General features: G+C 74.7%; 15 protein-coding genes. 9 read left to right on the forward strand and 6 right to left on the reverse strand.

The window, feature by feature from the left end; all coding sequences use genetic code 11:
• Positions 1 to 631: 631 nt before the first annotated feature.
• The 3 genes from ACFVHB_RS22095 to ACFVHB_RS22105 all read left to right on the forward strand — a co-directional run bounded on the left by ACFVHB_RS22095 (position 632) and on the right by ACFVHB_RS22105 (position 3,230).
• Positions 632 to 835: a cold-shock protein gene (locus ACFVHB_RS22095; RefSeq protein ID WP_030289665.1), complete on the forward strand. Its 204-nt coding sequence runs from the start codon at positions 632 to 634 to the stop codon at positions 833 to 835.
• Positions 836 to 1,158: 323 nt separating this feature from the next.
• A complete protein-coding gene (gene groL, locus ACFVHB_RS22100) occupies positions 1,159 to 2,781 on the forward strand; it encodes a chaperonin GroEL (protein ID WP_097236664.1) in 1,623 nt (540 codons plus the stop codon).
• 89 nt (positions 2,782 to 2,870) lie between these two features.
• On the forward strand, positions 2,871 to 3,230 hold the full coding sequence (locus tag ACFVHB_RS22105) for a hypothetical protein (RefSeq protein WP_380324766.1): 360 nt from the start codon (positions 2,871 to 2,873) through the stop codon (positions 3,228 to 3,230).
• Here the strand turns inward: ACFVHB_RS22105 and ACFVHB_RS22110 are convergent.
• The gene (locus ACFVHB_RS22110) at positions 3,223 to 3,909 is read right to left on the reverse strand and encodes a hypothetical protein (protein ID WP_380324769.1); all 687 of its coding nucleotides are present in this window, start codon (positions 3,907 to 3,909) and stop codon (positions 3,223 to 3,225) included. The genes ACFVHB_RS22105 and ACFVHB_RS22110 overlap by 8 nt on opposite strands.
• 81 nt (positions 3,910 to 3,990) lie before the next feature.
• Here ACFVHB_RS22110 and ACFVHB_RS22115 point away from each other — a divergent pair, with 81 nt between their 5' ends.
• The 3 genes from ACFVHB_RS22115 to ACFVHB_RS22125 are packed head-to-tail and all read left to right on the forward strand — an operon-like array spanning position 3,991 to position 6,029.
• The gene (locus ACFVHB_RS22115; protein WP_380324772.1) at positions 3,991 to 4,344 is read left to right on the forward strand and encodes a PadR family transcriptional regulator; all 354 of its coding nucleotides are present in this window, start codon (positions 3,991 to 3,993) and stop codon (positions 4,342 to 4,344) included.
• Positions 4,341 to 5,285, forward strand: a complete 945-nt coding sequence (locus tag ACFVHB_RS22120) for a hypothetical protein (RefSeq protein WP_380324775.1) — start codon at positions 4,341 to 4,343, stop codon at positions 5,283 to 5,285. Before ACFVHB_RS22115 ends, ACFVHB_RS22120 begins: the two co-directional genes overlap by 4 nt.
• Positions 5,286 to 5,342: 57 nt before the next feature.
• Positions 5,343 to 6,029 carry a copper homeostasis protein CutC gene (locus ACFVHB_RS22125; protein ID WP_380324778.1) on the forward strand — a complete coding sequence of 229 codons (687 nt, stop codon included), beginning with the start codon at positions 5,343 to 5,345 and terminating at the stop codon, positions 6,027 to 6,029.
• Positions 6,030 to 6,177: 148 nt separating this feature from the next.
• On the opposite strand, the gene ACFVHB_RS22130 is transcribed toward ACFVHB_RS22125, so the two are convergent.
• On the reverse strand, positions 6,178 to 8,229 hold the full coding sequence (locus ACFVHB_RS22130; RefSeq protein ID WP_380324781.1) for a HelD family protein: 2,052 nt from the start codon (positions 8,227 to 8,229) through the stop codon (positions 6,178 to 6,180).
• Positions 8,230 to 8,516: 287 nt separating this feature from the next.
• On the opposite strand from ACFVHB_RS22130, the gene ACFVHB_RS22135 reads away from it, so the two are divergent.
• Positions 8,517 to 8,675: a hypothetical protein gene (locus ACFVHB_RS22135; RefSeq protein ID WP_380324784.1), complete on the forward strand. Its 159-nt coding sequence runs from the start codon at positions 8,517 to 8,519 to the stop codon at positions 8,673 to 8,675.
• Positions 8,676 to 8,693: 18 nt separating this feature from the next.
• Here the strand turns inward: ACFVHB_RS22135 and ACFVHB_RS22140 are convergent, their stop codons facing one another.
• On the reverse strand, positions 8,694 to 10,331 hold the full coding sequence (locus ACFVHB_RS22140) for a DNA repair helicase XPB (protein ID WP_380324787.1): 1,638 nt from the start codon (positions 10,329 to 10,331) through the stop codon (positions 8,694 to 8,696).
• An 82-nt stretch (positions 10,332 to 10,413) separates the two neighbouring features.
• Positions 10,414 to 10,818 carry a hypothetical protein gene (locus tag ACFVHB_RS22145; RefSeq protein WP_380324790.1) on the reverse strand — a complete coding sequence of 135 codons (405 nt, stop codon included), beginning with the start codon at positions 10,816 to 10,818 and terminating at the stop codon, positions 10,414 to 10,416.
• Between the two features lie 105 nt (positions 10,819 to 10,923).
• On the opposite strand from ACFVHB_RS22145, the gene ACFVHB_RS22150 reads away from it, so the two are divergent.
• Positions 10,924 to 11,178, forward strand: coding sequence for a hypothetical protein (locus tag ACFVHB_RS22150; RefSeq protein WP_380324793.1), 255 nt, complete (start codon positions 10,924 to 10,926; stop codon positions 11,176 to 11,178).
• 121 nt (positions 11,179 to 11,299) lie between these two features.
• Here the strand turns inward: ACFVHB_RS22150 and ACFVHB_RS22155 are convergent, their stop codons facing one another.
• Positions 11,300 to 13,819, reverse strand: a complete 2,520-nt coding sequence (locus tag ACFVHB_RS22155; protein WP_380324796.1) for a helicase-associated domain-containing protein — start codon at positions 13,817 to 13,819, stop codon at positions 11,300 to 11,302.
• A gap of 424 nt (positions 13,820 to 14,243) precedes the next feature.
• On the opposite strand from ACFVHB_RS22155, the gene ACFVHB_RS22160 reads away from it, so the two are divergent.
• Positions 14,244 to 14,927 (forward strand): hypothetical protein, encoded by a 684-nt coding sequence (locus ACFVHB_RS22160; protein WP_380324799.1) that lies wholly within the window; start codon positions 14,244 to 14,246, stop codon positions 14,925 to 14,927.
• A gap of 99 nt (positions 14,928 to 15,026) precedes the next feature.
• Here the strand turns inward: ACFVHB_RS22160 and ACFVHB_RS22165 are convergent, their stop codons facing one another.
• A complete protein-coding gene (locus ACFVHB_RS22165) occupies positions 15,027 to 15,662 on the reverse strand; it encodes an NAD(P)-dependent oxidoreductase (RefSeq protein WP_380324802.1) in 636 nt (211 codons plus the stop codon).
• Positions 15,663 to 15,769: the final 107 nt, after the last annotated feature.

Raw genomic sequence — 15,769 nt, forward strand, 5'->3', positions numbered from 1 at the left:
GCCGCGGGCGGCGGGCCGCTGGTCACCCCCCACCCACGTCCAAAACCCCCCCCCCGCCGGCCCCGCCCGCCCCCCGCCACGAATTCCGGGCCCCCCGGGCGGCTGCCCGCATTTCGGCGGGAATATTTTCCGGTTCACTCGGAGTAGAGTGTCGCTCGGCCGGGAAGAGGGCCCCCTCCCTCGCACCGGTGGTCGATTCCGTCCCGCCCTTCCCCAGCCTTCCGGCCGGGCCCCGATCCGCCGGGTGCCTGTCCGGCCGATGAGACCGGCGCCGGGCCCGCGGCCCGGAAACATGTCAGGCCGGTGTCAGAATTCCTGCGGGGATTTGGGTAATTCGTCCGCTATGCCCGGCGTGAATTGCGGGAGTTTGCGACCATTTGGCCCGTCCTGTCCCTTGACGTCCGAAGGGATTTCCCGGCGGTTGGCCCTGTTGCAGAGGGCGTCGATCCGGATACATTCAGCCGCGGTCGACGCAATCGCCCCCGCACCGGACGCCGTCCGGTGCTCTCGGCGGGGATTGCGGCATGCGCGGCCGCGCCCAGGGGGGGTTCCCCGGGCCGGCCTCAAACCAGACCCGGGCCCGCGACCTGCGGGCGCGTGAAGGGCCAGCACAGCACTAGGGGAGTTCGGAATGGCTCAGGGCACCGTCAAGTGGTTCAACGCGGAGAAGGGCTACGGCTTCATCGCGGTCGACGGTGGTGCGGACGTCTTCGTCCACTACAGCGCGATCCAGATGGACGGCTACCGCACCCTTGAGGAGGGCCAGCGGGTCGAGTTCGAGATCTCTCAGGGGCAGAAGGGCCCGCAGGCGGACATGGTCCGCGCGGCGGTCTGACCTTTCCGACACCCAGGAGTTCGGCTCGGCCCATCGGCTGGTGCACCTCTTGCTCGGCGAGGGGCCCGCACGACACCCGTCGTGCGGGCCCCTCGCCGTGTGCCGGGGTGGCCGCCGCGGCTCGCGGGTCGCCGATTGGGCTTGCACTCGCCTACCCGGAGTGCTAATCATTGGCGTTAGCACTCACAGCGTGAGAGTGACAGCGGACCGGGTCGGTGAGGCCCCCGGGAGCGGTAGGGGAAAGGACCCCCGCACACCAGGGCCGTCCGTCGCGGGCACCCCTTGGTCCGAGCAGTCGACCGTGTCCCGGAGGACCACTTCTGATGGCCAAGATCATCGCCTTTGATGAGGAAGCTCGCCGCGGCCTTGAGCGTGGCATGAACCAGCTCGCCGACGCAGTGAAGGTCACGCTCGGCCCCAAGGGTCGCAACGTCGTGCTGGAGAAGAAGTGGGGCGCCCCCACGATCACCAACGACGGTGTCTCCATCGCCAAGGAGATCGAGCTCGAGGACCCGTACGAGAAGATCGGCGCGGAGCTCGTCAAGGAGGTCGCCAAGAAGACCGACGACGTCGCGGGTGACGGCACCACCACCGCCACCGTGCTGGCCCAGGCGCTCGTCCGCGAGGGTCTGCGCAACGTCGCCGCCGGCGCCAACCCGATGGCCCTGAAGCGCGGCATCGAGAAGGCCGTCGCCGCCGTCTCCGACCAGCTGCTGGCCCAGGCCAAGGACGTGGAGACCAAGGAGCAGATCGCCTCCACCGCCTCCATCTCGGCCGCCGACACCCAGATCGGCGAGCTCATCGCCGAGGCCATGGACAAGGTCGGCAAGGAAGGCGTCATCACCGTCGAGGAGAGCAACACCTTCGGCCTGGAGCTCGAGCTCACCGAGGGCATGCGCTTCGACAAGGGCTACATCTCCGCCTACTTCGCCACCGACCTGGAGCGCATGGAGGCGACCTTCGAGGACCCGTACATCCTCATCGCCAACTCCAAGATCGGCTCGGTCAAGGACCTGCTCCCGCTGCTGGAGAAGGTCATGCAGAGCGGCAAGCCGCTCGTCATCATCGCCGAGGACGTCGAGGGCGAGGCCCTGTCGACCCTGGTCGTGAACAAGATCCGCGGCACCTTCAAGTCCGTCGCCGTCAAGGCCCCGGGCTTCGGCGACCGCCGCAAGGCCATGCTCGGCGACATCGCCATCCTCACCGGTGGCACCGTGATCTCCGAGGAGGTCGGCCTCAAGCTGGAGAACGCCGGCATCGACCTGCTGGGCACCGCCCGCAAGGTGGTCATCACCAAGGACGAGACCACCATCGTCGACGGTGGCGGCGACAGCGAGCAGGTCGCGGGCCGCGTGAACCAGATCCGCGCCGAGATCGAGAACAGCGACTCGGACTACGACCGCGAGAAGCTCCAGGAGCGCCTCGCCAAGCTGGCCGGCGGCGTGGCCGTCATCAAGGCCGGCGCGGCCACCGAGGTGGAGCTCAAGGAGCGCAAGCACCGCATCGAGGACGCCGTCCGCAACGCCAAGGCCGCCGTCGAGGAGGGCATCGTCGCCGGTGGTGGCGTCGCCCTGCTGCAGGCCGGTGTCGCGTTCGACAAGCTCGAGCTCGAGGGCGACGAGGCCACCGGTGCCAACATCGTCAAGGTCGCGCTGGAGGCCCCGATCAAGCAGATCGCGACCAACGCCGGCCTCGAGGGCGGCGTCGTGGTGGAGAAGGTGCGCAACCTCCCCGCTGGTCACGGCCTGAACGCCGCCACCAACGAGTACGTCGACCTGGTCGCCGAGGGCATCATCGACCCGGCCAAGGTCACCCGCTCCGCGCTGCAGAACGCCGCCTCCATCGCGGCGCTGTTCCTCACCACCGAGGCCGTCATCGCCGACAAGCCGGAGAAGGCCGCTGCGGCCGCCGGCGGCGGCATGCCGGGCGGTGACATGGACTTCTGATCCCTCGCCGGATCGGTCAAGTCTTCGCTCGCACGGGCGGTTCCCCTCGGGGAGCCGCCCGTGCGGCGTTGTTTTGGGAGAATGGACGGATGGCTTCCGCAGACGACATCGAGACCGCCCTGCACCAGGCGCGGGCACTGATCCTGGCCGACCTGACCGCGCGGGACGTGGCGGACGCCGCCGTGGTGTCGCTGGTCGAGACGGCCGTCACGCACCGCCGCTGGTGGCTGGAGCAGTGGCCGGACGGCACCGAGTACGTGCTCGGGCTGGTCGCCCAGGACGTCCAGGACGCGCTGCTGGAGGCGTACGGCCGCTGGCCGCTCTGCACCTCCTGCGCCGCCGAGGGCGACCCGCACGCGCTCAGCGTCGAACCCGAGCTGGGGCCGGAGCCGCACTGGGTCTGCGGCAAGGAGGGCGCGGTCGTCGCGCCCGTCGGCCGGCTCACCTGATCCCGGCGGGCCCGGCGGGTCGGCCTTCGAGCGTGCCGAGCTCGGCGGCCAGGTTGGCGCGGGCGGGGGCGTCGAAGCGGGCGCGGGCGGCCGGGGTGCGGTAGAGGGCGGGGAGCGCGAGCAGGTGGCGCAGGACCGCGGCGCGGCCGGCCCGGAAGTCCGGCTCGGGGACGAAGGCGTACTCCTCGCGGACGGCGGCCGCGTAGGCCGCGTACGCCTCCGGGGTGCCGCCGAGGACGGCCAGGTCGGCGTCGCACAGCACCTCGCCGTCGCGGTCGCCGGGCTCGGGGTGGTGGGTGACGGTGAGCCGGACCAGCCGGGCGACCTCGTCGACCCGCGGCCCGGGCAACCCGGCCTCGGTGAGCGCCCGGACGGCGAGGGCGGCGCTGCGCTCCTCGTTCTCGGAGCGGTCCGGGCGGTAGACGGCGTCGTGGAACCAGGCGGCCAGCCGGACGGCGTCCGGGTCGGCGGCGTGCCCGGCGAGCGCGTCGACGTGGCCGAGCACCGCCCGCAGGTGGTCGGTGGTGTGGTAGCGGCGCTGCGGCTCGGCCCAGCGGCCCAGCAGGTCGCGGCCGTAGGGCTCGGGGTCGGCGGTGGCGCCGCAGCGTCGCAGCAGGGCGGTCCAGTCGGCGAGCAGCTCGGCGGGTGCGTGGTCCGGCGTCTTCGGCATGGGGCCCATTCTGGCGGCCTCCTGACGACCGGTCGGCGGGTGGGCGGGTTTCGGTGGCGACATATGCAGTTTGGCGATATATGTAGTCCCATGACAGAGCGAGCCATGCAGGAGCCGACGCTGCTCCTGCTCACCGCGCTGGCCGATGCGCCCAGGCACGGCTACGCGCTCATCCAGGAGATCGCCGCGATCTCCGACGGCCGGGTGAAGATGCGCACCGGCACGCTGTACGGCGCCCTCGACCGGCTGCTCCAGCAGGGCCTGATCGAGGTCGCCGCCGAGGAGGTCGTGGACGGCCGGGCCCGGCGCACGTACGCGCTGACCGACTCCGGCCGGGGCGTCCTCGCCGCGGAGGCCGAGCGGCTGCGGGCCGTGGCCGCCGAGGCCGAACGGCGGCTCTCCGTCGCCGTCGTCCGTCCGAGGGTCAGGGGGGCCTTCGCATGACCGGGACCATCGCCCTGCGCACCGCTCTCGCGCTCTACCCCGGCCGCTACCGCCGGGACCGCGGCGAGGAGCTGGCCGTCGTGTTCGCCGACACCACGGCGGGGGCGGGCCGGCTGGCCGCCCTCCGGGAGCTGGTCGACCTGGGGGCGTACGGGCTGCGGCTGCGGACCGGGCTGACGTCCACCTCGGCGGGCGGGCGGCTGGCGGCGCTGACGGCGCCCCTGGCGGCCGGTGCGGCGGCCGGGATGGCCGTGTTCCTCCAGCTCGCCGCCTCGTGGCTCCGGCTCGAACTCCCCGACCGGGCCGGGGAGGTGCCCTTCTTCCTGGTCATCGCGGCGATGGCCGCGCTGCCGGTGCTCGGCGGGACCGCCGCCCTCTTCGGAAGGTGGGCGGCGGCGCGGCTGCTGGCCGGGGGGACGGCGCTCGCGGTCCTGGCCCACCTCGCGATGCTGGCGGCGGTCTCGCCGTCGGGGAGCAGGCTGTGGGTGGCCGGCTACGCGTTCCAGTACGAGGGCGCCTTCCTGCTCTGGAGCCTGGTGCTGCTCGCCGCCCCCGCGGACGCCCTGCCGTCGCCGACCTGGCGGGAGCGGGGCCTGCTGCTGGTGTCGGCGGTGGCGTCCCCGGTCGCGATCTACGCGCTCGACGCGTACGCCCCCTGGAGCACCATCGAGCCGCTGTGGCGGAGCCTGATGGTCGGCGTGCCGCTGCTGATGGCGCTGACGGCGCTGCGCGGGTGGTACGTCCTGGCCGTGCCGGGGCTCGCCGCGCTGCCGTGGACGTTCAGCGCCAACCTCCACGGGCTCTGGCAGCAGGCCGGCGGGATGTGGCGGCTGCTGCCGGTGGCGGCCCTGGTCGTCACCGCGATGGTCGCGCTGGTCGTGCTGGGCCGCCCGAAGGGTCCGGCCGGGCCGGGCGGCGGGGCCGGGCGGCAGACGGCCTGAGGCCGGGCCGGGCGGGGTGGTCTCGCCGGGGGCGGGCCCATGTGGCAGGCTGTGTACATGTCTAGACCAATTTTCGAAGTCATCGCGCTGACGCCCCAGGACGCCCAGGCCGCCGAGTCGGGCGGCGCCGACCGGCTCGAACTGGTCACGGACATGGCCGCCGACGGGCTCACCCCGTCGGTCGAGGACTTCGCCCGGATCCGCGCCGCCGTGGACCTCCCGCTGCGCGTCATGCTCCGCATCCGGGACGGTTTCGCCCCCGGCGACCTGGACGAGCTGCGCGCCCGCGCCACCGCCCTGCGGGCCGAGGGGGCCGAGGAGTTCGTCTTCGGCTTCCTGGACGCCGACGGCGCCGTGGACCTCGCCGCCACCGCCGCCGTCGCCGAGGCGGTGGCCGGCTGCCGCTGGACCTTCCACCGGGCGATCGACCACAGCACCGACCGGGCCGCCGTCCGCGCGGCCGTCGGGGCGCTGCCCGGGCTGGACACCTTCCTCACCTCCGGCGCGGCCGGCGGCGTGGACGCCGGCCGGGCGGCGCTGCTGGCGGAGCTGGGCAAGGCCGGCGAGCCCGGGTACGGGCAGCGGATCCTGATCGGCGGCGGCCTGCGGGCCGAGCACCTGAAGGAGCTGCGGGCCGAGGGCTTCGACGCCTTCCACGTCGGCGGCGCGGTCCGCGCCGACGGGTGGCGGTCGCCGGTGGACGCCGCCAAGGTCGCCGAGTGGCGGGCCCTGATCGACGGCTGAGCGTGGAAGCGCCGACAGCCGGCGGTCCGGGCCCGGCCGCCCGGCCGCGGGAGGGGACCGGCACGTCCGGTCCCCTCCCGCGTACGCGGGTCCCCTCCCGCGTACGCGGGACCCCTCACGCGTGCGCGGGAGTCCGAAGACGGACCCGTCAGCCCAACTGCTCCGGCAGCGGCTCGGCGTGCAGCACGGCCAGCCCGGAGACCGCGCGGGTGAGCGCCACGTACAGGCGGCGCAGCCCGGTCCGCTCGTCCGGCTCCCCGGCGACCACCGCCGCCGGCTCGTCCAGCACCACGTAGTCGTACTCCAGGCCCTTGGCCAGCGAGGCCGGCACCAGGGTCAGCCGGGCCTCGGCACTGGTCTCGGTGCCGGGGGAGAGGTACGGCAGGCCGGCCGCGGTGAGCGCCTCGGCGAGCAGCGGGACGCGCGCGTCGGCGGCGATCAGGCCGGTCGAGCCCTCGTTCTCCAGCGCCCGGTGGCAGGCCTCGACCACCGCCTTCACCAGCTCCTCGCGGGCGCACCGGCTCACGGTCAGCGAACCGGGCGCCTCGCGGACCGAGGTCGCCGGGGCGAGGCCGGGGGCGATCGCGGGCAGCAGCCGGGAGGCGTACGCGATGACCTCCTCGGGCACCCGGAAGCCCTTGGTCAACTCCTCGATGTGGGCCGCCGGTTTGCCCAGGTGGTGCAGGGCGTCCGGCCAACTCGCGGTGGCCCAGGGGGTGGTGCCCTGGGCGAGGTCGCCCAGCACGGTCGCCGAGCCGGTGGTGCAGCGGCGGCCGACCGCGCGGTACTGCATCGGCGAGAGGTCCTGCGCCTCGTCCAGCACCACGTGGCCGAGCGAGGGCGTGCGCTGCACCAGGTCCGCCGCCTCGTCGACCAGGACGGCGTCGGCCTGCGTCCAGCGGGCGGTCTTCACCGAGCGGCCGGGCTTGGGCCAGAGCACCGCCCGCTGCTCCTCCGCGGTGAGGACGCCGTCCGCGCACGCGGCGAGGAACTGCGGCTCGGAGAGCAGCCGGAGCACCAGCTTGGCCGGATCGACCGCCGGCCAGCACTCCTTGACCACCGCCTTGACCGCGGCGTTGCGGGCCACCGCGTCCTGGACCCGGTCGTCCGGGGCCTCGCCGCCCTGCTCCATCTTCAGCAGCACGGCGTGCGCGATCCGCTGCGGCAGGGCGTCCCGGGCCGCGCCGTAGCGGATCTCCCGGCCCTTCAACTCCTCGATGATCTCGGCAAGTTCGTACGCCGGGACGCGCCAGCGCCGGGAGCCGCGGATCACCACGCAGGGCTCGGTGGGCAGCGTGATGCCGGACCGGACGGCCCGGCGCAGCACCTCGGCCATCCGGGCGTCGCCCTTCAGCCGGGCCGCCTCGGCGCCGTCCTCGCCCCGCACCTCGACGTGCGCGACCAGCTGCTGCACGGTGGCCTGCGCGACGTCCAGCTCGCCGAGGGCGGGCAGCACCTGCTCGATGTAGGAGAGGAAGGCGTTGTTCGGGCCGATCACCAGGGTGCCGGTGCGGGCCAGCCGCTCGCGGTGCGCGTACAGCAGGTACGCCACGCGGTGCAGGCCGACGGCGGTCTTCCCGGTGCCGGGGGCGCCCTGGACGCAGACGGTGCCGGAGACGTCGGCGCGGACGATCTCGTCCTGCTCCGGCTGGATGGTGGCGACGATGTCGCGCATCGGGCCGACGCGGGGCTTCTCGATCTCGGCGGCGAGCAGGGCGGAGGCGGTGTCCGACTCCGCCGGGTCGGTGAGGTGCTCGTCCTCGTACGCGGTCAGCTCGCCGCCGGTGTAGCCGAACCGGCGCCGCCGCTCGACGTCCATCGGCTCGGCCCGGCTGGCCCGGTAGAACGGCTGGGAGACCGGCGCGCGCCAGTCGATCACCATCGGGTCGCCGTCGGCGTCGTGGACGTGCCGGCGGCCGATGTAGAAGTTCTCCCCTCCGCCGCCCTCGGACAGTTCTTCGCTGATCGCGTGCAGGTAGTCGAGGCGGCCGAAGAACAGCGGGGTGTGCGAGAGGTCGGCCAGGGCGGCGATCCGGGCCTCGATCTGGTTCTGCAGCACGAGGGCGGTCACCCAGGTGCCGGTGACGTCGCGGATGTCGAGCGACTGGACGTCCTCGCGCATGGCGCGCAGCGCGGCCCGGGAGGCGGCGAGGTGGTCGCGTTCGCGCTGGAGGGGGTCGGTGGTGGGGGTGGCGGGCACAGCGAACCTTCCCGGCTGCCCCGGAGGCGGGCGCAGCGGATCGTTGGAGCTCACGGTGGGTACAGCCGGCCGGTTGCCGTGCGGTCGGCGCCTCCCCCGGCTGCCTGCGCGACTCAGCAGGTACCACGGTTCGGGAGGGGGCAGGCGAACGATCTTAGACCCGGCGGCGTCAGGGTTCCAGCCCCGACCCCTCGGGGGTCTCCGTACACCTGGAGGACGACCTGCGTCCCGGCGGATACGGCCTTTGGGGTGATGCCCCCGGTGTGCCCGCTGCCTACGGTGGAGACATGAGCGATCGGAAGACCACCACCACCGCCCGGGCCGGCGCGACCGCCGTGCCCGGCCGCCGCCGCAACCCGCTGGCCACCGCCGTCCGCAACGTCGGGATCGCCCTCGACACCGCCGCGCGCGTGGTGTTCCTCGGGCGCGACGGTGTCGGGTACTGACGTCCGGTCCGGCCGGGACTACAGGACGTCGTCCGCGTCGATGATGCGGTAGGCGTAGCCCTGCTCGGCCAGGAAGCGCTGCCGGTGGGCGGCGAAGTCCTGGTCGACGGTGTCGCGGGCCACCACCGAGTAGAAGTGGGCCGCGTGGCCGTCCGCCTTGGGGCGCAGCACCCGGCCGAGGCGCTGGGCCTCCTCCTGGCGGGAGCCGAAGGTGCCGGAGACCTGGATGGCCACGGTCGCCTCGGGCAGGTCGATCGAGAAGTTGGCGACCTTGGAGACCACCAGGACGCTGATCTCCTTGGCGCGGAAGGCGTCGAACAGCTTCTCGCGCTGGGCGTTGCTGGTCTCGCCCTTGATCACCGGGGCGTCCAGGGCCTCGCCGAGTTCGTCCAGCTGGTCGATGTACTGGCCGATGATCAGCGTCTGGTCCTTCTCGTGCTTCCTGACCAGCGCCTCGACCACCCGCCGCTTGGTGGCGGTGGTGGCGCAGAAGCGGTAGCGCTCCTCGGGCTCGGCGGTCGCGTAGGCGAGCCGCTCGGAGTCGGTCAGGGTGACCCGGACCTCGCAGCAGTCGGCGGGCGCGATGTAGCCCTGCGCCTCGATCTCCTTCCACGGGGCGTCGAAGCGCTTCGGGCCGATGAGCGAGAAGACGTCGCCCTCCCGGCCGTCCTCGCGGACCAGGGTGGCGGTCAGGCCGAGCCGGCGGCGGGCCTGCAGGTCCGCGGTGAACTTGAACACCGGCGCGGGCAGCAGGTGCACCTCGTCGTAGACCACCAGGCCCCAGTTGCGGGCGTCGAACAGCTCCAGGTGGGCGTAGACGCCCTTCCGCTTGGTGGTCATCACCTGGTACGTGGCGATGGTGACCGGGCGGATCTCCTTCTTCGTCCCGCTGTACTCGCCGATCTCGTCCTCGGTCAGCGAGGTGCGCTTGACCAGCTCGTGCTTCCACTGCCGGGCCGAGACGGTGTTGGTGACCAGGATCAGCGTGGTCGACTTGGCCTCGGCCATCGCCGCGGCGCCGACCAGCGTCTTGCCGGCGCCGCAGGGCAGCACGACCACGCCCGAGCCGCCGTGCCAGAAGCCCTCGACGGCCTGGGCCTGGTAGGGGCGCAGCTGCCAGCCGTCCTGCTCCAGGTGGATGGGATGCGCCTCGCCGTCCACGTAGCCGGCGAAGTCCTCGGCGGGCCAGCCGAGTTTGAGCAGCACCTGCTTGATCTGGCCGCGCTCGGACGGGTGGACGACGACGGTGTCGGGGTCCACCCGGGCGCCGACCAGCGGAGTGATCTTCTTGGAGCGGAGCACCTCCTCCAGCACCGGACGGTCGGTGGTGGTGAGCACCAGGCCGTGGGTGGGGTGCTTGCTGAGCTGGAGCCGCCCGTAGCGCGCGATGGTGTCGGCCACGTCGACCAGCAGCGCGTGCGGCACCGGGTAGCGCGAGTACGTCACCAGGGCGTCGACCACCTGCTCGGCGTCGTGCCCGGCGGCGCGCGCGTTCCACAGCCCGAGCGGGGTCACCCGGTAGGTGTGGACGTGTTCGGGCGCGCGCTCCAGCTCGGCGAACGGCGCGATGGCGCGGCGGCAGTCGGCGGCCTTGGGGTGGTCGATCTCCAGGAGAAGAGTTTTGTCGCTCTGGACGATGAGCGGTCCGTCGTTCACGCGGGGGAGCCCTCCACTGGCTGGCAGGTCTGTCGGGACGCAGACCCTCCAGTGTCGCGCATCCGACGGGGAAGCCGGGAGGCTACTTCCATTCGTAGAACTTGCCGGTGGACTTGCCGTCCGCGGAGGCCTCGAACTCGAACAGGCCGACGACGGCGTTGAGCCGCTCGAACTGCGGTGAGGCGCTGGAGAAGAAGAGCGCGCCGCGCCAGCTGGTGCCGCCGCCCTCGGTGAAGTGGCCGATGCCGACGCCCTGCCAGCTGACGGTCTGGCCGTCGGCGGTCATGTCGACGCCCTGGCCCTCGCCGTGGAGCGTCCCGTCGGGACGCAGTTCGGACTCGTAGGTGCCGAACCCGTTGATCGCGGTGCCGTAGTAGTTGCCGCTGCCCTCGAAGGAGACCTCGACCACGACGTGGCCGTCGCCGGTGGAGAGCACGCGCCGGCCGGTGTCACGGCCCTCGAACTCGCCTATGAGATCGCCGAGCATGATGACTCCTTTCGGAATCCCCCTGTCTTCCGGACTACGCCGGGGTGCCGGGCCCGTCAAACGGAGGGCGGTGACCGGCGCGGACGCCGCTCGTTAGAGCAGGTCATGAACAAGCCGAAGCGTGTCCTCACCGCTCTCGCCCTCGCCGGTACCGCCTTCGCCGCGACGGCCGCCTCCGCCGGCTCCGCCCACGCCCTCGCGGGCGTGGGCGAGGGCCCGGGCGGGCTGCTGGCGTCCCCCGCCTTCCTGCTGGCGGACCTGACCGGCGCGGGAAACCTGCCGGTCGGCCAGGGCCAGATCGGCACGCTGGCGGACCAGGCGGTCAAGGAGAAGATGAAGGAGGCCCAGGGCGGGCACTGATCCCGCTCCCGCTCCGGGGCGCGGGCATCCCGTTCCAGCTCCCGGGCGCGGGCGCTGATCCCGCTCCCGCTCCGGGGCGCGGCCACTCCGCCGGGGACGCGGCCGCTCCGCCGGTGCGCGGCTACTCCTCCAGCTCGGCCACGCCGGTGATCCGGTGCAGGGCGAAGGTGCGGAGCTCGTCCGCGTGGTGGTCGAAGGCGGTGACGAAGCCGCCTTCGACCTTGACCGGGTCGATGATCCGCTGGCTGGCGAGCCCCTCGGCGTTGAGGTAGCCGATCCACATCCGCTCGCCGAGCAGGACGGCGGTCTGCAGCGCGGCCAGCGTCTCGGCGGCCGGGGTGCGCGGGAGGTGGCGCGGGTCGGGGGTGGGCTCGCGGCGGACGGCGGTGGCGGCGCGGTCGCCGGCCCGGATGGCCTTGATGGCCGCCGCGAGCAGGGTGTCGTCCGGGGTGGGCGGGCCGTCGGGGACGGGAACGGGCGCCGCGCGCGGCGGGGTGCGGTGGCTGTCCGGCCGGGTGATCAGGACGTCGCCCTCGGCGGACTCGGCCGCGGGCGCGTAGCCCATGCCGCGCAGGGCGGCGAGCAGCACGTCGGGCGCGGCCTGGGCGGCGAGCACGGTGGGGGCGAGCAGGCGCAGCCGCAGGTCGGCGGAGCGGCGGTCGGCCAGCACCTCGCCGAGCAGCTGCGGGTCGTCGCAGCGCAGGTACGAGGAGGCGGCGCCGACCCGCAGGATGCCGTGCCGGCGGGCCACGTCGTCGATCAGGTAGGCGAGCGGCTGCGGGACGGGCGTGCGCGAGTGCTGCTCCAGGAAGGCCCGCAGGTCGGCGGCGGTGCGGCCGGCGTCCAGGGCGCGGCGGACCGACTCGGGGGTGAACCGGTAGACGGTGGCGCCGCCCTTGGACTCGATGTCGGCGCAGAGGGCGAGCGCCTGGGCGAGCGGGGTGAGCAGCGGGCCGGGGGCGATCGCGGTGAGGTCCGGCTGCAGGATGACGTGGTCCAGCGGCCGCGGCAGCAGCGGGGCCAGCACCTCGGCCGGGTCGGCCTCGGCGGTGAGCAGCGCGCGGGCGGGGGCGGCGAGGGCGCCGCGGCCGGTGACGCCGAGCAGTTCGGCCTCGGCGAGGGTCCAGGCGGTGAGCTCGTCCCGCAGGTCGCGGGGCTGCCCGGTGGCCGGGTCCTGGCCGGTGACCGGGCCGCCGCGCAGCGGGCGCTGCCAGCGCAGGGTGGGCAGCAGCTCGTCGGCGGTCGGGGCGGCGCCGGGCGGCAGCTCGGCGAGCAGGGCCAGGGTGGCGCGGCGGACGGACGGGGCGAGCGTGCGGTCCAGCTCGGGGCCGAGCGGGGCGCGCGTCTTGCCCTTGGCGTCCGGGGTGCCGGTCAGGGCGGACACCCGGGTGGCGGCGAGCCAGCTCTCGGCCAGCAGCGTCCAGCGGTCGGCGGTGTCCTGCTGCAGCCAGCCGTCGTACGCCGGGGTGGGCGCCCAGCGCTCGTCGGCCTCGCCGTCCGGGGCCAGCAGGCCCGAGGTGTAGGCGAGTTCGAGCCAGAAGGCGGTCTGCTGCTCGGTGGTCTCCAGGGCCTGCGCGGTGCGCTTGAGGTCGCGCACGCCGAGGCCGCCGGCGCGCAGGGTGGGCGGCGGGTTGAGGCCCCAGAGGTCGAGCAGCTCCTCGACGGTCCGGACGGCGGTGTGGGCCTGCCCGGCGGCGGCGCGGTCCACCACCTGGGGATCCCGCGGGGCGGCGGCCGGGGCGGGCTCGGGCTGGACCGGCTCGACCACGCGGTGGGTGCGGCCGCCGCGCAGGTGCAGGGCCAGTTCGCGGGGCAGCACGACGCTGCCGGGGCTGCTGGGCAGCAGCAGGCCGCGGGCCAGCAGCCATTCGACCGGGCTCTGCGCGTCCTCGGCGGTGACCGGGCGGGTGGCGTCCGGGACGGTGCCGGTGGGCGGCCCCCAGACCAGCCGGTCCAGCAGGCGCAGCGCCGGTTCGGGGGCGGTGGCCAGCAGGGCGTCGCAGCGGGCGCGGTCGGTGAGCAGCGCGGTGAGCGCGGCGACCGCGGTGACCGGGTCCGGGGTGGCGGGCTGGCCGGCCGAGGCGAGCAGCTGCTGCAACCGGGCCGGGGACATGCCGGCGGTGGCGTCGGCGAACGTCGGGCCGAGGCCGGTCCGGCCGGGGTTGGCGGCGGTCGGGGCGAGTGCCTCGCGGGCGGCGATGACCAGGCGCAGTCCGTTGTCCGGGCCCCAGAGCAGGGCGCGGTCGCGCAGGGTGGCGAGCGCCCGGGGGAGGGCGGCGGCGACGGCGGACCGGTCGGCGGGGGTCAGCGGCGTCGCGCCCGGGTGCGGCTTGACCTTGGCCGGCCCGGTGAGCAGCGACTTGACGGCGGCCGGGGTGGCGCCGTCCGGCGCGGCCGCCAGCGCCTCGGCGACCTGGAGGGTGAACCGGTCCAGCCGCTCCAGGGCGCGCAGCGCGGAGGCGCGGGAGGAGAGCCGGGCGGCGAGCTGGGTGAGGTCGCCGGGGACGGGGTTCAGCAGGTCGGGCCGGGACCGGAGCAGGGCGGCGAGGTCGTCGTCCGCGCGGCCGCGGAGCTCCTCGGCGAGGGTGCGGGGGCCGGCGGGCGCCTTGCCGGAGCGTTGGGGGCCCTGCTGTGTGGTCATTCGACCTAGGTTAGTCGGGAGGACGGACGGTGGGGACCGGTCGGCGTGGCCCTGATTCCGGTGGGTACCGTCTGACCGGCGGCCCCACGACGGCCGCTGCGGCACGGGCGAGGCGGGGTGTTGGGCGATGTCGGACGGCGAGTGGTGGCGCAAGCGGGGGCCGTGGAGCGGGCCGCCGGGGGGTGAGGCTTCCGGGGGGCCGGGGAACTCCGCGGGCGCGGGGGGCTTGGGGGGCTCCGGGGACGAGGACAGCGTGTACGCGGGGGGCGGGGCGTCGGTGCCGCCGCCTCCTCCGGCGCCGCCGTTCGTCCCGTCGGCCCCGTCCGCCCCCTCGGAGTCGCCCGCGGCCGGGTCGTCCTCGTCCGTCCCGCCGTCCCGGCCGCGGCCGCCGGAGCGGACGGCCGACAGGGCGGACTCGCCCTGGGTGGCGCAGCCGATCGCGGACGCGGACCCGGACCCGGACCTGGACCTGGACGCGGATCCGGAGGCCGTACCGGCGCCGTACCTGTCCGCCAACGCCGACGGCTGGATGGTGAAGCTCGACTTCTCGGACGGGCCGGGGCCGGAGACCGGGCCGATCCCCGAACAGCGGGCCGGGGAGCGGGCGGAGACCGCCCGGCCGGCCGAACCCGCCCAGCCCGCCGCGCCGGTGGAGCCCGCGGCGGACGCGGGCCCGGCGACGAAGGTCCGCAAGCGGAAGAAGGCCGCGGCGAAGGCCGCAGAGACGCCCCCCGCCCAGGGCGCGGTCGCCGGCCGCCGGCCGTCCCCGCTGCTCCTGCTCTCCTGCGGCCTGCTCGTGGGCGGCGCCGTCACCGGCTTCTTCCCGGCCATGCTGGCGGGCTGGGGCCTCGGCTACCTGTCCCGCCGGCTCACCGACTTCATGCGCAAGTTCGTGATCCTCGGCATCCCGCTGATCACCATGAGCGCGACCACCTTCCTCGCCATGCAGCGGGCCGGGAACGGCCGGGGCGACGGCCTCCAGCCCGGGGCCCAGCTGGGTCAGCTGACCTGGTCGGCGGCGCCGGGCGTGCTGCGCGTCTCGGCGGCCCTGTCGGCGCTCGTCCTGCTGGCCATCGCCCTCAGGCGGCGCCCCCGGCCGGAGGGCTGAACGGACCGGCAGGGGGCTGAGCTCGCCGGCGGGGGCTGAGCTCGCCGGCCGGGGTGGCCGGCCGGTTCGGCTCCGGCGACCGGCGACGGATTCCGGTGGTCAGCCGTCGGCGATGGTGACCCGGCGGCGGAAGGTCTCCGGGGCGCCGAGGTGCCGGACGATCCAGGCGGCGACGGTGGCCCGGGAGGCGGTGCCGGCGCCGGGCAGCGGGCGGTCGTAGACGATGCGCGGGTCCGCGGCGGGCGGGCCGTCCTTGAGCATCGGTGCGCGGACGACCGTCCAGGCCGTCTCGGAGCCGGCGAGCACCGCCTCCATCCGGGCCAGGTCGCGGTGGATCTCCCGGTAGAGCCGGTCCACCACCAGCCGGGTCACCACCCGCTGGGCGAACGGGAGATGACCGCTCTCCAGGCCCGCCGAGGACATCGCCACCAGGTGCCGCACCCCGCCGGCCTCCGCGGCGGCCACCAACGCGCGTGCGCCGTCCGAGAAGACGGTGGTGGCGGACCGGCCGGTCGTGCCGAGCGTGGAGACCACCACGTCCTGGCCGGCCAGCGGCTGGTGCAGGGCGCCGGGCCGGTGGACGTCGGCCTGCACGGTGAGCGGGGTGCCGTGGGCGAACTCCGGCAGCCGGGAGGGCGTGCGGGCGACCGCGGTGACGGTGTGCCCGGCGGCCAGGGCGAGATCGACGACCAGGCGGCCGGTGCGGCCTGCGGCGCCGACGACGGCGAGCTTCATCGGGTCCTCCTTGCGGTTCTCGGTGCGGTTTTCGGTGCGCTTCTCGGTCCGGTTCGCGAGGCGCCCCGGTGGGGCTCTCGGGCCGGACGAAGGCCGGGCGAACGCTT

Source organism: Kitasatospora sp. NPDC127111 (genome assembly GCF_042677465.1).
In the GTDB taxonomy this organism is placed as follows: domain Bacteria; phylum Actinomycetota; class Actinomycetes; order Streptomycetales; family Streptomycetaceae; genus Kitasatospora.